The 15,894-nt window shown below is 39.2% G+C and carries 17 protein-coding genes; 9 read left to right on the top strand and 8 right to left on the bottom strand.

Features of this window, described 5'->3' with window-relative positions; all coding sequences use genetic code 11:
- Window positions 1-124: 124 nt before the first annotated feature.
- From frr to HSP_RS0108875, 5 genes are all read left to right on the top strand, one after another.
- A complete protein-coding gene (frr, locus tag HSP_RS0108855; protein ID WP_007524556.1) occupies window positions 125-682 on the top strand; it encodes a ribosome recycling factor in 558 nt (185 codons plus the stop codon).
- 176 nt (window positions 683-858) lie between these two features.
- On the top strand, window positions 859-1,845 hold the full coding sequence (locus tag HSP_RS0108860) for a FecCD family ABC transporter permease (RefSeq protein ID WP_007524589.1): 987 nt from the start codon (window positions 859-861) through the stop codon (window positions 1,843-1,845).
- Window positions 1,845-2,633, top strand: a complete 789-nt coding sequence (locus HSP_RS0108865; protein WP_007524944.1) for an ABC transporter ATP-binding protein — start codon at window positions 1,845-1,847, stop codon at window positions 2,631-2,633. The genes HSP_RS0108860 and HSP_RS0108865 overlap by 1 nt, the downstream gene beginning before the upstream one ends.
- A gap of 21 nt (window positions 2,634-2,654) precedes the next feature.
- On the top strand, window positions 2,655-3,689 hold the full coding sequence (locus tag HSP_RS0108870; protein WP_007525110.1) for an ABC transporter substrate-binding protein: 1,035 nt from the start codon (window positions 2,655-2,657) through the stop codon (window positions 3,687-3,689).
- A gap of 68 nt (window positions 3,690-3,757) precedes the next feature.
- Entirely contained in the window at window positions 3,758-3,967 is a 210-nt protein-coding gene (locus HSP_RS0108875) for a TOBE domain-containing protein (RefSeq protein WP_007525241.1), read from the top strand.
- Between the two features lie 97 nt (window positions 3,968-4,064).
- Here the strand turns inward: HSP_RS0108875 and HSP_RS0108880 are convergent, their stop codons facing one another.
- From HSP_RS0108880 to rng, 7 genes are all read right to left on the bottom strand, one after another.
- Complete coding sequence (locus tag HSP_RS0108880) at window positions 4,065-4,988, bottom strand: ATP-grasp domain-containing protein (protein ID WP_007524814.1); 924 nt, start codon at window positions 4,986-4,988, stop codon at window positions 4,065-4,067.
- The gene (gene nfsA / locus HSP_RS0108885) at window positions 4,985-5,704 is read right to left on the bottom strand and encodes an oxygen-insensitive NADPH nitroreductase (RefSeq protein ID WP_007524924.1); all 720 of its coding nucleotides are present in this window, start codon (window positions 5,702-5,704) and stop codon (window positions 4,985-4,987) included. The genes HSP_RS0108880 and nfsA overlap by 4 nt, the downstream gene beginning before the upstream one ends.
- 8 nt (window positions 5,705-5,712) lie before the next feature.
- Window positions 5,713-6,489, bottom strand: a complete 777-nt coding sequence (mtgA, locus tag HSP_RS0108890) for a monofunctional biosynthetic peptidoglycan transglycosylase (protein WP_010129901.1) — start codon at window positions 6,487-6,489, stop codon at window positions 5,713-5,715.
- Window positions 6,476-6,784, bottom strand: coding sequence for a trp operon repressor (gene trpR / locus HSP_RS0108895; protein WP_010129902.1), 309 nt, complete (start codon window positions 6,782-6,784; stop codon window positions 6,476-6,478). Before trpR ends, mtgA begins: the two co-directional genes overlap by 14 nt.
- Before the next feature lie 67 nt (window positions 6,785-6,851).
- A complete protein-coding gene (lolA, locus tag HSP_RS0108900; RefSeq protein WP_007524345.1) occupies window positions 6,852-7,490 on the bottom strand; it encodes an outer membrane lipoprotein periplasmic chaperone LolA in 639 nt (212 codons plus the stop codon).
- Between the two features lie 200 nt (window positions 7,491-7,690).
- Window positions 7,691-9,193, bottom strand: a complete 1,503-nt coding sequence (lysS, locus tag HSP_RS0108905) for a lysine--tRNA ligase (protein ID WP_007525135.1) — start codon at window positions 9,191-9,193, stop codon at window positions 7,691-7,693.
- A gap of 127 nt (window positions 9,194-9,320) precedes the next feature.
- The gene (gene rng / locus HSP_RS0108910; RefSeq protein WP_010129903.1) at window positions 9,321-10,796 is read right to left on the bottom strand and encodes a ribonuclease G; all 1,476 of its coding nucleotides are present in this window, start codon (window positions 10,794-10,796) and stop codon (window positions 9,321-9,323) included.
- A gap of 162 nt (window positions 10,797-10,958) precedes the next feature.
- Here rng and ycaO point away from each other — a divergent pair, with 162 nt between their 5' ends.
- Window positions 10,959-12,722, top strand: a complete 1,764-nt coding sequence (gene ycaO, locus HSP_RS0108915) for a 30S ribosomal protein S12 methylthiotransferase accessory factor YcaO (protein ID WP_010129904.1) — start codon at window positions 10,959-10,961, stop codon at window positions 12,720-12,722.
- A gap of 74 nt (window positions 12,723-12,796) precedes the next feature.
- Window positions 12,797-13,759, top strand: coding sequence for a tRNA 5-methoxyuridine(34)/uridine 5-oxyacetic acid(34) synthase CmoB (cmoB, locus tag HSP_RS0108920; protein WP_010129905.1), 963 nt, complete (start codon window positions 12,797-12,799; stop codon window positions 13,757-13,759).
- Between the two features lie 61 nt (window positions 13,760-13,820).
- On the opposite strand, the gene HSP_RS0108925 is transcribed toward cmoB, so the two are convergent.
- Entirely contained in the window at window positions 13,821-14,423 is a 603-nt protein-coding gene (locus tag HSP_RS0108925; protein WP_029495369.1) for an NlpC/P60 family protein, read from the bottom strand.
- Between the two features lie 216 nt (window positions 14,424-14,639).
- Here HSP_RS0108925 and udk point away from each other — a divergent pair, with 216 nt between their 5' ends.
- A complete protein-coding gene (gene udk, locus HSP_RS0108930) occupies window positions 14,640-15,296 on the top strand; it encodes a uridine kinase (RefSeq protein WP_010129907.1) in 657 nt (218 codons plus the stop codon).
- A 1-nt stretch (window position 15,297) separates the two neighbouring features.
- The gene (gene dcd / locus HSP_RS0108935) at window positions 15,298-15,882 is read left to right on the top strand and encodes a dCTP deaminase (RefSeq protein ID WP_007525168.1); all 585 of its coding nucleotides are present in this window, start codon (window positions 15,298-15,300) and stop codon (window positions 15,880-15,882) included.
- Window positions 15,883-15,894: the final 12 nt, after the last annotated feature.

A 15,894-nucleotide genomic window follows, 5' to 3' on the forward strand; every position in this document is an offset into this window, starting at 1 on the left:
AAGCATACTATAAAGTTGCACCTTACACAATATAAATTTCTATAGAAAAAATAAAAGATTCAAAATTTGCTAAAAATCCAGTAAAATCACGATGTTTATCTTTATCTATTGAAAGGACAATTGAATGATTAACGAAATCAAACAAGATGCACAAGCTCGTATGGAAAAAAGCTTAGAAGCGTTAAAAAGCCATATTTCAAAAATCCGCACAGGTCGTGCACAACCATCTTTATTAGATGGTTTACAAGTAGAATACTACGGTTCACCAACACCATTACGTCAAGTTGCTAACGTTGTTGCTGAAGATGCACGTACTTTAGCAGTAAACGTATTTGATAAAAGCCTGATTGGTGCTGTAGAAAAAGCCATTTTAACTTCAGATTTAGGTTTAAACCCATCTTCTGCTGGTACCACTATCCGTGTTCCACTTCCACCATTAACAGAAGAACGTCGTCGCGATTTAATCAAAATCGTTAAATCTGAAGGCGAACAAGGTAAAATTGCTGTTCGTAACGTACGTCGTGATGCCAATGATCAAATCAAAGCATTATTAAAAGACAAAGAAATCAGCGAAAATGAACAACACAAAGCAGAAGAAGAAATTCAAAAATTAACCGACAGCTATGTGAAAAAAGTTGATGAAGTATTAGCAGCAAAAGAAAAAGAGTTACTCGATTTCTAATTTGCAAAATGCGTTAAAAAACACACCGCTTGTATAGCACCCGCAGCAATGTAGGTGCTTTTTTATTGCTTATTGATCTTACATTCCTTAACCCAATAATGCTATATACAAAAATACATAAAGAGTTTATCATGCAATTCATTATATAATTATATAAATAACCATTTAATTAGAGCATGAAAAAATCCTCCCTTACCTTTCCCCTTTTACTTTGCCTGCTTATTGGGCTCATTTTATGTTCGCTTTCTTGGGGGCGTTTTGCGATTCCGCTTGAGAATGTTGTACAAAGTCTTATTGGCAATAATATCAATGATGTGCAAAACAACATTATTTTTAACCTTCGTTTGCCTCGTGTAATTGCTGCCATGCTTGTCGGTGCTTCATTAGCTATTGCGGGTGTGGTATATCAAGGTATTTTCCGCAATCCTTTGGTTTCACCTGATATTTTAGGGGTATCTAATGGCGCTTGTGTTGGTGCGGCATTGGCGATTTTAATCGGTTCAGGGATGCTGGGCATTCAAGCCTTTGCCTTTGTCGGTGGTTTGATTGCCGTCTTACTCACCATGAATTTACCACGTTTAATTCAACGCGACTCCACCATTGTTTTAGTGCTTTCCGGCATTATCGTTTCGGGCTTTATGATGGCGACATTAGGCCTATTGAAATATCTTGCTGATCCTGAAACTCAGCTGGCTGATATCGTTTACTGGCAATTAGGTAGCCTAACCAAATCTAACTACGATAACTTGCTCGTCCTTTCACCAATCATTTTACTTACTACCCTTGGCTTATTTTTAATGCGTTGGCGTATCAATGTGCTTTCATTGGGGGATCGTGAAGCAAAATTAATTGGGGCAAATATTCGATTAGAGCGTGGATTAATGGTAGTTTGTGCCACGTTGTTGACCGCTTCATCCGTTTGCTTAAGCGGGACAATCGGTTGGCTAGGTTTAGTGATTCCGCATTTAGCGCGTCTTTTCATTGGTGATAACAATGTTAAAAGTTTACCGCTAGCTGGACTTATCGGCGCTATTTTCTTGCTCGTTATCGACACTCTCGCCCGCAACTTATACATTCAAGAAATTCCGCTCGGCATTCTCACCGGCTTTATCGGTGCGCCATTCTTTGCTTGGGTTCTGATTAAACAAAAGGTGGTGGACTAATGCTGAAAATTGACAATCTGTATTACTGGCACAACGTTGAACATTCGCTACTCAATGGTATTGATCTCACTTTACAGAAAGGTGAACTGCTAACCATTCTTGGTGCTAATGGTCGTGGTAAATCAACGTTATTAAACTGTATCGCGGGGCTTTTGAAACCAAAGAGCGGTCAGATTTTGTTGGATAATTGCAAATTAAGCGAAATGAGCAGTAAGCAAATTGCTCAAAAAATTGCTTATGTCTCGCAACATAGCCCGCAAACCTATCAATATCGCGTGCGTGATTATGTGGTTCTCGGACGCGCTGCGCATTTAGGTGTGCTTGATAAACCTAATGAAACTGATTTTGCATTGGTTGATGAAGCTTTAAATAAACTCGGCATTAGCCATTTTGCTGACAGAATTTATATGCAAATGAGTGGCGGTGAAAAGCAACTGGTCAATCTTGCGCGTATTTTGGTGCAACAACCGCAACTAATTTTATTTGATGAACCCACTTCGGCATTGGATTATGGCAATGTGTTTAAAACCTTAAGCCTAATAAAAGAGCTCTCACAACAAGGCTTTACCATTATCATGACAACACACAATCCCGATCATCCCATGTTGTTGCATAGCGCACTGCCCCACAGCCGTGTAAGCATCTTAAATGAACACGGCAAATTACAAACAGGTACGGCACCAGAAATCATTACCGAAGCCAACCTGAAAGCGCTTTATCAAACGGATTTACGCTTAGTTGATGTGCCGGCATTACAGCGCCAAATTTGTGCGATAACCCATTTATAAACCCACTAGAAGGAAATTCATATGTTGAAACATTCTCTAAAAAAAGGCTTGATTGCCCTTTCTCTTGCTGCCTGTTTTGCCCTACCGCTGCAAGCGAAAGTTATCACGGATGTTGAAGGAAACAAAATCGAACTACCAGACAACGTTCAACGCGTTGCCGATCTTTGGCATGCCAATAACCAAATCGTCTTGTTATTAGGCGGTGCAAATAAACTGGTTGGCACGACTACATCTATCGCAGCCAATCCTTGGTATAGCGAAGTATATCCCAATATCAAAAACGTACCGGTATTAACCAACGGCGAAACCATTCAAACGGAAGAACTATTGAGCCACAAACCAGATGCAGTATTGCTCTCGAAAAAATCCATGTTAACTGAAGTGGAACAAGCGGGCTTAAAAGGTGTTCGTGTAAGTTTCCAAGATTTTGATGGCTTGAAGAAAACTGTACGCATCACAGCTGAAGTGTTAGGTGATAAAGCCCCTGAAATCGCAGAAAGCTATATCAAAGAATTAGAAGGTAACATTCAATTTGTGGAGGGTCGTCTTAAAGACCTCAAAGATGAACAACGCCCAACGGTGTTACATATCACTAAAGGCTCTGATTTGTTGATGATTGACGGCGGAAAATCCATGATCGGCGAATGGATTAAATTAGCCGGCGGTAAAAGCGTGTTACCAGATGAAGCCAATATGGTAACCGTGACCGTAGAAAGCATTATTCAAGCGAATCCAGATGTTATTATTATTGGCAGCAGCGGCAATAAAGCCCAAGCGGCAATCGAAAAAATCAAAGCTGATCCAGCATGGCAATCAATAAGTGCGGTCAAAAATAATCGTATTTATGCCAACCCAACCGGCACATTCCCATGGGATCGCTATAGTGCAGAAGAAGCGTTACAAATTCTTTGGGCAGCTCAACTTTTCCATCCTGAACAATTTAAAGATTTGAATATGGTGGAAAAAACACAAGCCTTCTACAAAAAATATTACGGCTATGCGTTAAGTAAAGAAAATGCCGAGCGAATCTTAAAAGGCTTATCACCTATTAAGTAGTATTTTCAACTTATATATTTACCTATATAATACCTACTCTGTTTAACTCAAACATAAGGAAATGCTTAATGAAAATTAGCGCAAGAAATCAACTTAAAGGTACTGTAAAATCAATCGAAACTGGTTCAGTGAACGCAATTGTACACATTGATATCGGTAACGGTAACGTAATTTCTTCTACCATCTCTATCGATGCAGTAAAAGAATTAGGTTTAGCAGTTGGTAAAGAGGCATATGCGATTATCAAAGCAACCTCTGTAATGGTTGGTGTTGAATAATCTCTTACTATAAAAAAATAGCCGTAATATACGGCTATTTTTTTGTGCTTTAACAAGCAAATAAGGTATAAATAGGACTTCAAATATCCCAAAAAACTTAAACGGTTTTCTCTTTTTTCGCAAATAAATACTCTACCATCTGTTTTGCAATATTCATACCTGTAGCCTGTTCAATGCCTTCTAATCCTGGGCTAGCATTAACCTCTAGCACTAAAAAGCCATCTGCAGATTGAATTAAATCAACACCAGCTACATCTAACCCAATCACTCTAGCCGCACGTACTGCCAAATCTTGTAGCGCTTGAGATAACTCAATTTTTTTAGCCTGTCCACCTTGGTGTAAATTGGCTCGGAAGTCATTTTCTGCGCCTGAACGCTGCATCGCGGCTATAACTTGGTTACCGATAACAAAAGCGCGAATATCCTGCCCTTTGGCTTCTGGCACAAAATCTTGTAACAAGGCTTGAATATTTGCTTGCGTAAAAGTTTCTAATAAACTGACCGCTTGTGGCTGATTGTCAGATAACATCACCCCAATGCCTTGCGAACCAACTAAAGTTTTTATCACAACAGGTGATGAATGCCATTGCACTGCCGATTTTTTTTCAAAGAGAGAGCCAGATAAAGAGCTCGTCGGAATAGGAATATGATTAGCAGCTAAAACTTGTAAACTCTGCCATTTATCTCGAGCGAGCCCAATGGCTTGCGCTGTATTCAGCGTTGGAATGCCTAGCGCCTCAAAAAGTTGTACAACTCTGCAACCCATTTCTGTACTTGAAGTGCCAAAGCGAGGTAAAACAGCTTGGTAATCACTAATTTCAACTGGAACTTGGCGATTTTTAGGATTATCACCCGCTTGATACCATACTTCGCACTGCACGTTATTTTGCTGCTTTACTAACTTAAGCGACATTTTATTTGGATCAAGAATATCCAGTTCAATCCCTTTTGCCTCACAAGCTTGCTTCAAACGTTCACAACTATATAAACGAGGCTCTCGACAAAGTACCAACCATTTCATCGTTTTATCAATCCTTTAGATTGTAAAAATGGCAAAATATGTGGGCGAACCGGTTGATTCAATGTTTTATTCAGTGCCACTTCCCAACCTTGAGCTTGCCCCGTACGCGCTTGATAGTAAGCGGTCAATTCTGCATTATATTTTGCAAATTCAGTCTCATTTAAAGGTTGATGCTGATTTTCAAAGCAAACTAATGATTGAGGGAAACGAGGTTTTAATGCAGGATCTTGCGCAGGGTAACCCAAACACAACCCAACCAATGGCACGCAATATTGAGGCAAGTGAAGTAATGTTGCGACTGCTTCAATTTCATTGCGCAAGGCACCGATATACACACCGCCTAATCCCAAAGACTCTGCTGTAAGCAGTACATTTTGCGCGAAGATGCCAACATCAACTGCACCAATCAATGAAACCTCTGCCCAATCCAACTGTGATTCTGGCTGAAGCTGTTTATGTTTTGAAAAATCAATACAGAACACTAAAAACTCAGCACATTCCGCGACATATGCCATACTGGATAAAGCACTAATTTGTTGACGAATATCTTGATCTGTCACTCGAATTACGGTTACACATTGCAAGTGATTGGAACTTGATGCTGACTGCCCTGCAGCAATAAGCTGTTGGAATAGATTTTCCGAAATCGGCTCATCTGTGAATTTTCGAATAGAACGATGAGCCAATGCCGTTTCTAATGTTGATTTGCTTTGCATATTACCTCTTAAAGTTTTTCTAAATAATTTTTGCCACCTAAATTGTTCACTTGGCGCATAATCCACGCTTGGCGTTTTCTCATCGTTGGGCCAGGTTTATTCACTCGATAAACTTGTGGATTCGGTAAAGAGGCCGCCAATAGTGCAGCTTCTTGGAGACTGAGTTGATTAGCCGATTTATTAAAGAAATGTCGGGCTGCCGCTTCAACACCAAAAATCCCATCACCAAATTCTGCCACGTTGAGATATACTTCTAAAATCCGCGCTTTGCCCCAAACATTTTCCACCACTAAAGTCATCGGTAACTCAATACCTTTACGAATCCAGCTCTGTCCATGCCACAAAAACATATTTTTAACGGTTTGTTGAGAAATGGTTGAAGCCCCTACAACCTTTTTCGATTTACCGTTGCGGATCAACGCGCGCTGAATCGCATTTAAATCAATGCCAAAATGGCTTTCAAAGGTTTGGTCTTCACTAGCAATCACGGCCATTTGCATCTGCCACGCAATTTGATCTAGGCTGACCCATTTTTTTTGGATGTCATAACGTTCATCAGCAAACAAATGATAAACTTTCTGTTGCAACATATAAGCAGAGTATGGCACCGGTAATACACTAAATAGCATCACGAGTGCTAAAAATCCCCCTACAAGGCTAGTCCCTAAACGAGTTGAGCCAAACCAGAACCAGCCCATTTTTGAGCGAATCTGCTTTGGCACAAAAAAACGAATGACTTGTTGCAAAAGACGATTCATCCAACTGGATTTTCTACGCTTTGCCATTTAAATTCTCGTTTATCCAAACTAAAAAATCGGGATTTAACGTTTTTAACATATTTGACCCACGCGTAATGGTTGCAGCACTCGTGTTAAGCTTTTGTTGAATCTCACGCTGCGAACAATCATTTTTTAACAGAGCTTGCACAATTCTTAAACGAAGCCCCATTGACTCTCGCTCATCAGGCGTTAGAAAACAGGAAAAAAATTCATCTAACCGTTCTTCTTTTACCGCGACTTTGAGTAAATCAATAAAATCTTGCCACTCATTTGCATCTCGTTGATTTTCTAGTATTTTCATAATCAGCCACCAGAAAAGCGGTCTCATTTTCGCAAAATTTTGCCAAAATCAGACCGCTTGTTATATGCTATTTTTTCTTTTTACCGCCGCGTTGATCATCCACTTCTACGCCTTTTGGCACGTCAAATTTGAAGAGATCAGCTGCAATTGGGTTGTTGTTAATGTTTCGTAAATTATAAAGATTGCTTTGACCATCGCGCTCAATGGTGCTGAACCCTTTTAATAATCCATTCGCATCAATACGCACATCAAATTGTTTTAAGCTACTTTTCTTCGATTTTGGTTTAAGTACGAAAGTATCAACATTTTGTGTAACATCATACTGTGCCCAGTGATTTTCGTTATTACTGGTAAGAAGTACAAATGGCGTATTATTTACTGCATCTTGCACCGTATTTACCGTTACTTGTGAAACAAAAGGATCATAGAACCATACATTTTCACCATCCGAAACAATCAAATTTTCTTGTGGTGACTTAGTATCCATACGGAATAAGTTAGGACGTTTTACTTGAAATTTGCCCTTTCCACTTTGTACTTGTTTTCCTTTGCTTGAGCGTACTGTTTGTTCGAAATCCGCGCTATATTGACTTACTTTTTCTAAGCGACTTTGTAATTCGCTTACCGCTTGAGCATCTGCTAATGCCATTTGTGATAATGAGAAAAAAGCTAAACCAATTAACGATTTTTTAAAAAATGTTTTCATAAATATTCCTTTTAGAAGACAAAGAAAGTTGCTTCTTTGACAATAAAATCGAAAAAAGTTCGACCATTGCACTAGCGTAGTATTGCATTTAAACAGATGAAAATCTACCGTTCATTTGCTTTTAGCAATGACTACTCGCTTAATTTTTTCGATAAAAAAGGCGAAGAATCTCTCTTCGCCTTTATCTTATTTTCTATTGATTATTTCTGACGCATCGCAGGGAAAAGAATTACATCACGAATTGACGGTGCATTGGCATAAATCATCGCTAAGCGGTCAATGCCTAAACCTTCACCTGCTGTTGGTGGTAAACCATGTTCTAATGCAACCACGAAATCATCATCATAGAACATCGCTTCATCATCACCAGCTTCTTTTGCTGCAACTTGCGCTTGGAAACGTTCAGCTTGGTCTTCAGCATCATTTAATTCTGAGAAACCATTACCAATTTCACGACCGCCAATAAATAATTCAAAGCGATCTGTCACTTCTGGATTCACATCATTACGACGAGCAAGCGGAGAAATTTCTGCTGGGTGCGCCATTAAGAAAGTTGGTTGAATTAATTGGTGTTCAGCCACTTCTTCAAAAATTGCATTCACTACTGAACCTAGACCCCAAGATTTTTGAATTTCGATGCCTAAACCTTTAGCAATTTCAACCGATTTTTCGAAGTTATCTAAATCTTCACGTTTGATACCGTTGCCATATTTAACAATCGCATCATGCATCGTAATACGCTCGAATGGTTTACCAAAATCAAAGACATATTCGCCATAAGGTACGGTGGTAGTGCCTAAAATATCAATTGCTAATTTACGTAATAATTCTTCAGTGTTATCCATTAAATCAATGTAATCTGCATAAGCCTGATAGTATTCAATCATCGTAAATTCAGGATTATGACGAACAGAAACACCTTCATTACGGAAGTTACGGTTTAACTCAAACACACGTTCAAAACCACCTACTACTAAGCGTTTTAAATAAAGCTCAGGAGCAATACGCAAATACATATCTACGTCTAATGCATTATGGTGAGTAATAAAAGGTTTTGCGGCTGCACCACCTGGAATCACTTGTAACATTGGGGTTTCAACTTCGATAAAGCCTTTATCTAAGAAGAATTGACGAATGCCAGAAACCACTTTAGAACGAATCACAAAGGTACGACGAGACTCTTCATTTGCAATTAAGTCTAGATAACGCTGACGATAGCGAGTTTCTTGGTCGGTTAACCCTTTATGTTTGTTTGGTAACGGACGGAGTGCTTTGGTTAATAACTGTAATTCTGAAGCACGAACAGTTAACTCGCCAGTTTTGGTTTTAAATAAGGTTCCTTTCACCCCAATAATGTCGCCTAAATCTAATAAGCCAACAGTGTTTTGATATTCACCTTCTGGTAAATTATCGCGCGCGACATAAAGCTGAATTTGACCACTGACATCTTGAATGGTAATAAAAGTCGCTTTACCCATTACACGACGTAACATGATACGACCGGCCACCGCTGCTGGAATTGCTTTTTCTTTTAATTCTTCACCCTCAACGTCGTTATATTTTTGATGTAAATCAGCTGCTTTATCTTCACGACGGAAAGTATTTGGGAATGGGTTACCGCGCTCACGTAATTGCGCTAATTTTTCACGGCGAGCAATCATTTCGCCATTAAGATCTAATTCTGTATTTTCTACTTCAGACATTCGAATACCTTTGGATTTTATTTAAATTGAAAAACTTTGTAATTATAGCGAATTTTCAAGGGATTGAATAGGAAACAAGCGGTCTAATTTTGCAAAAGATTTGCAAAAATAAACCGCTTGCAGACAGTTACATCACCACCACATCAAACTGATCTTGATGATAATATGGCTCTAATTTAATTTCGATATTTTTTCCGATGAAAGCCTCTAATTCAGCAATCGAGCCATGTGACTCTTGATCAATTAAGTATTCTGCAACCTCTTTGGATGCATAAACGCGTACTCTTTCAGTACTAAATGAACGATGCACCCGCACAATTTCTCGCAAAATTTCATAACAAACCGTTTCCACACTTTTGATTGTGCCACGCCCATGACAAGTTGGGCAATCACAGCAGAGTACACGCTCAAGGCTTTCACGTGTGCGTTTACGTGTCATTTCAACTAAACCAAGCTGTGTAAATCCATTCACATTCGTTTTGACTCGATCACCTTTTAGTGCATCTTCTAATGATTGTAATACACGCTGACGATGTTCTTCTTCTTGCATATCAATAAAATCAATAATGATAATACCGCCAAGATTTCGTAGCTGTAATTGATGAGCAATCGCTTGTGTTGCTTCAATATTAGTGTTGAAAATAGTATGCGATAGATTTCGATGCCCGACAAAAGCGCCTGTATTGATGTCGATTGTCGTCATGGCTTCAGTTTGTTCAATAATCAGATAACCGCCTGATTTTAAATTCACTCGTTTATCTAACGCTTTTTGAATGGCTTCTTCCACACCATAAGCATCAAACAACGTTTGTGTACCACTATAAAGCGAAACACTGTCCGTTAATTCTGGCATAAATTCTGATAAAAATTCCTTCACGCGCTCATAAGTCATCTTAGAGTCAATTTTTACCGAGCTAATATGCGTGCCAACAAAATCACGCAACACGCGTTGAGCAAGTGCAAGTTCTCCATATAACATTGATTTCGGCGGATATTTTGCTTTACGCTCTAACACTTTACGCCATAGACGTTTTAGGAAAATCGTATCTTGTTCAATACTTTCAGAGGCAACATCTTCTGCTGCAGTACGAACAATAAACCCACCTAACTCATCGCAATAAGGCTCAACTAAGGCTTTAAGGCGCTCACGTTCAGCTTCACTTTCAATACGTTGAGAAACCCCAACATGGCTGTTTTCTGGCATAAAAACCAAATAACGCGAAGGTAATGTGATATCTGTTGTTAAACGTGCACCCTTAGTGCCGAGCGGATCTTTTACTACTTGAACAATAATATCCTGACCTTCTCGCACCAATTGCCCAATATCTTTTACAACGAATTGCTTTTTCTCATTTTCATCCACACATTCGGTGTGTGAAACAATATCCGAAGCATGCAAAAAAGCCGCTTTTTCCAATCCAATATCCACAAAAGCAGACTGCATTCCCGGTAAAACACGAGTAACTCTACCTTTATAAATATTACCCACAATGCCACGTTTAGCTTCTCGTTCAATATGAAGCTCTTTTAAAAGTCCATTTTCAACTAACGACACTCGCGTTTCATGGGGCGTTACGTTGACTAATAATTCTGCACTATTCATTTTAATTTATTGCTTTTTATTCATTTTAGTAAATTTAGTTTACCACTTCGCTTATCGAAAAGAAAATCAGATACCGATGAACGCCTCACAATCTTTTTTAGTTATTTGCCCTAAAGTTTGCTAAAATACGCCGATTTTTTACCTCATTTAAGGTCTATTTGAATGTCTGAACAAACTTTTATTACAGGCAAAGACGCTGCGCTTGAAGACAGTATTGCCTCATTCCAACATAAACTAAAAACACTTGGTTTTAATATTGAAGAAGCCTCTTGGTTAAACCCTGTACCAAATGTTTGGTCGGTACATATCCGTGATGCTGATTGCCCACAATGTTTCTCAAACGGTAAAGGTGCAAGTAAGAAAGCAGCGCTTGCTTCTGCTTTAGGCGAGTATTTCGAACGTTTATCAACCAACTATTTCTGGGCAGATTTCTATTTAGGTCAAGAAATTGCAAATAGCGACTTTGTTCATTACCCAAGTGAAAAATGGTTTGTGATTGAAGATGAAGCACTCCCACCAGCAGAAATGATGGATGATTTTTTATGGGAATATTTTGACCCTAATGGTGAATTAACACCTGAATTATTAGTCGATTTACAATCAGGTAACTACGATCGCGGTATCGTCGCATTGCCTTATGTGCGCCAATCAGACAATCAAACGGTTTACATTCCACAAAGCATCATTGCAAACCTTTTTGTTTCTAACGGAATGTCCGCGGGTAACACCAAAAATGAAGCGCGTGTACAAGGTTTATCTGAAGTTTTTGAGCGTTTTGTGAAAAACCGCATTATTAGCGAAGCCATCAGCTTACCTGAAATTCCACAAGCTGTGATTGAAAGTTACCCAACAATTAAAGCTTCCATCGAAAAATTAGCGCAAGAAGGTTTCCCAATTTTATGTTATGACGCATCATTGGGCGGTGAATTCCCTGTTATTTGTGTGATCTTATTAAACCCAAATAACGGCACTTGCTTTGCCTCTTTCGGCGCACACCCGAATTTCCAAGTGGCATTTGAGCGTACGGTTACCGAGCTTTTACAAGGTCGTAGTTTAAAAGATTTAGATGTATTTGCCCCACCTTCATTTAATAATGAAGATGTAGCTGAACATGCTAACCTTGAAACACATTTTATTGACTCAAGCGGTCTAATTTCGTGGGATCTTTTCAAGAAAGACGCAGATTATCCATTTGTGTATTGGGATTTTTCTGGTACTACCGAACAAGAATTTAATCACTTAATGGCTATTTTCAATAAATATAAACAGCCTGTTTATATTATGGATTATGAGCATTTAGGCGTTTATGCTTGCCGTATTTTATCGCCAGGTATGTCAAACATTTACCCGTCGGACGACCTTATCTATGCCAATAACAATATGGGCATGGATTGGCGTGAGATTTTATTAGACCTACCGCATTTCCATCATGATAAAGAAACTTATCAAGAGCTTTTAGATGAGTTAGATGAGCAAGGCATCGATGATTTAACTCGCGTGCGTGAATTCATCGGTATCGTGGCAGAAAAAGGTTCAGCCATGCAGACTTTACGTATTGGTGAATTAAAATCGATGCTACATTTAGCTTTAGGCAATTTAGAGGAAGCCTTAGATTGGGCAAACTGGACTGCAAATATGAATGGTTCAGTATTCTCAGCAGAGCGTAATAACTACTACCGCTGCTTAATTCAAAGTATTGAATTGTTCTTAGATAAAAACCGCGAACCGGCACAATATCGCTCAGTCTTTGAGAAAATGTATGGCAGCCAAGCCGTTGAATTTGCCTGGAATGCCATCAATGGAGGCAATCCATTTAACGGTTTAACCGCCTCTGATGAAGCCCTTGAAAATATGGCGGCACATCAGAAATTACTGAATGCTTATCGCAAATTGCAAAAAGCGAAAGTAAATCCTATTTCTCGTTAATTTATCACAGCCCCATCAGGGGCTGATTTATACATAACCTATGCTAAAACCATAGCATAACATTCAATAACACTATGATAGACTTCCGTCCATTTTACCAACAAATTGCCACCACGAATCTTTCTGCGTGGCTTGAAACCTTACCCGCTCAACTCAAGCAATGGGAAAAAACAACCCATGGCGATTATGCAAAGTGGGCAAAAATTGCAGATTTTATGCCAAATTCGACCGCTTGCATTAACCTAAAAGACAAAGTGGAATCCATTCCAACAGAACCACTTTCAGCCGGTGAGCAACAGCGCATAGTACACCATCTCAAACAGCTGATGCCTTGGCGTAAAGGCCCTTATCATCTGCATGGTATTCATATTGATACCGAGTGGCGCTCAGATTTTAAATGGGATCGCGTACTACCTCACCTTGCCCCTTTAAAAGACCGAACTATTTTAGATGTCGGCTGCGGGAGTGGCTATCATATGTGGCGAATGGTTGGGGAAGGCGCCAAAATGGTTGTGGGAATTGACCCTACTGAATTATTCCTTTGCCAATTTGAAGTCGTGCGAAAACTCTTAGGTAATGACCGTCGTGCTAATTTAATTCCGCTAGGTATTGAAGAAATGCAACCGCTTGCAGCTTTTGATACGGTTTTCTCTATGGGCGTGTTATATCACCGGAAATCACCTTTAGATCATCTTTCGCAACTTAAAGCACAATTAGTCAAAGGCGGAGAATTAGTCTTAGAAACGTTAGTAATTGATGGCGATGTTAATGATGTGTTAGTCCCAGCTGATCGCTATGCCAAAATGAAAAATGTTTACTTTATTCCATCAGTTCCAGCGCTCATTAACTGGCTAGAGAAAGTGGGCTTTAAAAATGTACGTTGCGTCGAGCAAGCCATCACTACACTTGAAGAACAGCGTAAAACTGACTGGTTGGAAAATGAAAGCTTAGTGGATTTCTTAGATCCTAACGATCACAGCAAGACAATTGAAGGGCTTCCAGCACCTAAACGTGCCGTTATTCTTGCTAATAGCTAAAAAAACAAAAAACCATGCTTGAGAGCATGGTTTCTTTTTATCTTCACAACAAACGCTAAATTTATAGTACACGACGAGATTGGGTATAATTTCTTGCCCAATAACTTTCGCTTAATGAGCTGGTCGTTACACCTTGGCTAGTGCTTGCATGAACAAATAAACCGTTACCGATATACACACCAACGTGATGATTTTTACGGAAGAATACTAAATCGCCAGGACGTAAGTCTGATTTTGAAATAGAATGACCTTCATAACGTTGTTCTGAGGTTGAACGGGGTAAATCTAAGCCAAATGCGCCACTCATTGCCTTTTGTACAAAGGCAGAACAATCAATGCCACCGCTACCTGTACCGCCCATACGATAACGCGTTCCCGCCCATTGACGATAAACTTTATTGATTTTTTGATTTGCTACGTGATGAGATTCACCTGATAAAGTTGAAGTTTTTACACTTGGTGCTGTAATTGCTTGAACTTGAGCTTGAGTTGCAGCCGTTGCTTGAATCTGTTCTGGCGTTGCTGCTGTTGCCACAATACGAGAGAAGATAGGTTGATGACTGCTTAAACTGGCTTGCGCACTAGCATGATACCCATTAAAAACGGTAAAAAGAGAAAGTAAAAAAAGTGGTTTGAGTTTAGTTAAAGCAGTTGTTTTATTCATCATAATATTTGTCTCGCCAGAACACCTTAAGCGTCAATAATCCTATTTAATACGTAAAATAAAAAACCATAATAAAAATGGTTTTTAGAAAAACTCGGCAAGTATATGCTAAAAATACATCAAAGTCTAAACTTTATTCATTTTTTTGCATAAATAGGCAGAGATATATGGCAAAATCAGGTATAATTCTGCAAATTTTTTTGATGAGAGAATCCCATGTTAGAAATAAATGAAACCCCAGCTTGTATTGTTATTGCTATTGCAGGCGCTTCCGCTTCAGGAAAAAGTCTTATCGCATCAACCATTTATAAAGAACTTCAGGAGGAATTAGGCACGCATGATATCGGGATTATTTCAGAAGATGCGTATTACAAAGACCAAAGCCATCTGACCATGGAAGAACGGATAAAAACCAACTATGACCATCCAAGTTCTATGGATCATCATTTATTAGTCGAACATTTACGTTTACTCAAACAAAATAAATCGATTGAGATTCCAGAATACGACTATACCGAACACAACCGCAAAACAACGACCAAACATTTCGAGCCAAAAAAAATCATTATCCTAGAAGGGATTCTATTGCTCACTGATGAAGAAATTCGTAATGAAATCAATGTGTCTATATTCGTTGATGCCCCATTAGATATTTGTTTCATTCGCCGTTTACAGCGCGACATGGTTGAGCGTGGTCGCTCAATGGAATCAATTATTAAACAATACCGCCAAACGGTTCGTCCGATGTTCTTACAATTTATCGAACCTTCTAAACAATATGCAGATATTATCGTACCAAAAGGCGGTAAAAACCGTATTGCTATCAATATTCTAAAAGCGCAAATCAAACAATTACTTCATAAAGGAAAATAATATGCGTCTTTGTGATACTGATATTGTTCGTTATCTGGACGAAGGGTTAATTGAAATTACCCCTCGCCCAACGAATGATAAAATTTCCGGTGCAACAGTCGATGTACGTTTAGGTAACTCATTTCGTATTTTCAGAGAACACTCTACCCCTTATATTGATGTCAGTGGCCCTCGTGAAGCAGTCACGGCACAACTGAATAAGGTTATGAGTGAGGAAATTGTGATTGGAGATGATGAAGCCTTCTTCTTACATCCTGGTGAACTAGCACTGTCAGTCACACTTGAGTCAGTAAAACTTCCTTCAAATATTGTCGGCTGGTTAGATGGCCGTTCATCGCTTGCCCGTTTAGGGTTGATGGTGCATGTGACTGCACATCGAATTGACCCGGGTTGGGAGGGAAAAATCGTTTTAGAATTTTTCAATGCTGGAAAATTACCACTGGCATTGCGCCCTAATATGGCAATCGGTGCATTAAGTTTTGAGGTATTAAGCGGACACGCAGAAAAACCTTATTATGCCCGCAAAGATGCCAAATATAAAAACCAACAAAGCGCTGTTTCAAGCCGTATTAACGAAGATAAATAAACAAAAGCCTCA

It is taken from the genome of Haemophilus sputorum CCUG 13788 (assembly GCF_000238795.1).
Lineage (GTDB): Bacteria > Pseudomonadota > Gammaproteobacteria > Enterobacterales > Pasteurellaceae > Haemophilus_A > Haemophilus_A sputorum.

Bases quoted from the DNA above. Each gene is read 5' to 3' on its own strand.
- lolA (WP_007524345.1), bottom strand. From the start codon at position 7,490: ATGAAAACATTTTTTAAAAAATCGTTAATTGGTTTAGCTTTTTTCTCA.
- mtgA (WP_010129901.1), bottom strand. From the start codon at position 6,489: ATGGCAAAGCGTAGAAAATCCAGTTGGATGAATCGTCTTTTGCAACAA.
- HSP_RS0108870 (WP_007525110.1), top strand. From the start codon at position 2,655: ATGTTGAAACATTCTCTAAAAAAAGGCTTGATTGCCCTTTCTCTTGCT.
- HSP_RS0108925 (WP_029495369.1), bottom strand. From the start codon at position 14,423: ATGAATAAAACAACTGCTTTAACTAAACTCAAACCACTTTTTTTACTT.
- cmoB (WP_010129905.1), top strand. From the start codon at position 12,797: ATGATAGACTTCCGTCCATTTTACCAACAAATTGCCACCACGAATCTT.
- udk (WP_010129907.1), top strand. From the start codon at position 14,640: ATGTTAGAAATAAATGAAACCCCAGCTTGTATTGTTATTGCTATTGCA.
- trpR (WP_010129902.1), bottom strand. From the start codon at position 6,784: ATGAAAATACTAGAAAATCAACGAGATGCAAATGAGTGGCAAGATTTT.
- ycaO (WP_010129904.1), top strand. From the start codon at position 10,959: ATGTCTGAACAAACTTTTATTACAGGCAAAGACGCTGCGCTTGAAGAC.
- HSP_RS0108865 (WP_007524944.1), top strand. From the start codon at position 1,845: ATGCTGAAAATTGACAATCTGTATTACTGGCACAACGTTGAACATTCG.
- HSP_RS0108880 (WP_007524814.1), bottom strand. From the start codon at position 4,988: ATGAAATGGTTGGTACTTTGTCGAGAGCCTCGTTTATATAGTTGTGAA.
- HSP_RS0108860 (WP_007524589.1), top strand. From the start codon at position 859: ATGAAAAAATCCTCCCTTACCTTTCCCCTTTTACTTTGCCTGCTTATT.
- dcd (WP_007525168.1), top strand. From the start codon at position 15,298: ATGCGTCTTTGTGATACTGATATTGTTCGTTATCTGGACGAAGGGTTA.
- nfsA (WP_007524924.1), bottom strand. From the start codon at position 5,704: ATGCAAAGCAAATCAACATTAGAAACGGCATTGGCTCATCGTTCTATT.
- frr (WP_007524556.1), top strand. From the start codon at position 125: ATGATTAACGAAATCAAACAAGATGCACAAGCTCGTATGGAAAAAAGC.
- HSP_RS0108875 (WP_007525241.1), top strand. From the start codon at position 3,758: ATGAAAATTAGCGCAAGAAATCAACTTAAAGGTACTGTAAAATCAATC.
- lysS (WP_007525135.1), bottom strand. From the start codon at position 9,193: ATGTCTGAAGTAGAAAATACAGAATTAGATCTTAATGGCGAAATGATT.
- rng (WP_010129903.1), bottom strand. From the start codon at position 10,796: ATGAATAGTGCAGAATTATTAGTCAACGTAACGCCCCATGAAACGCGA.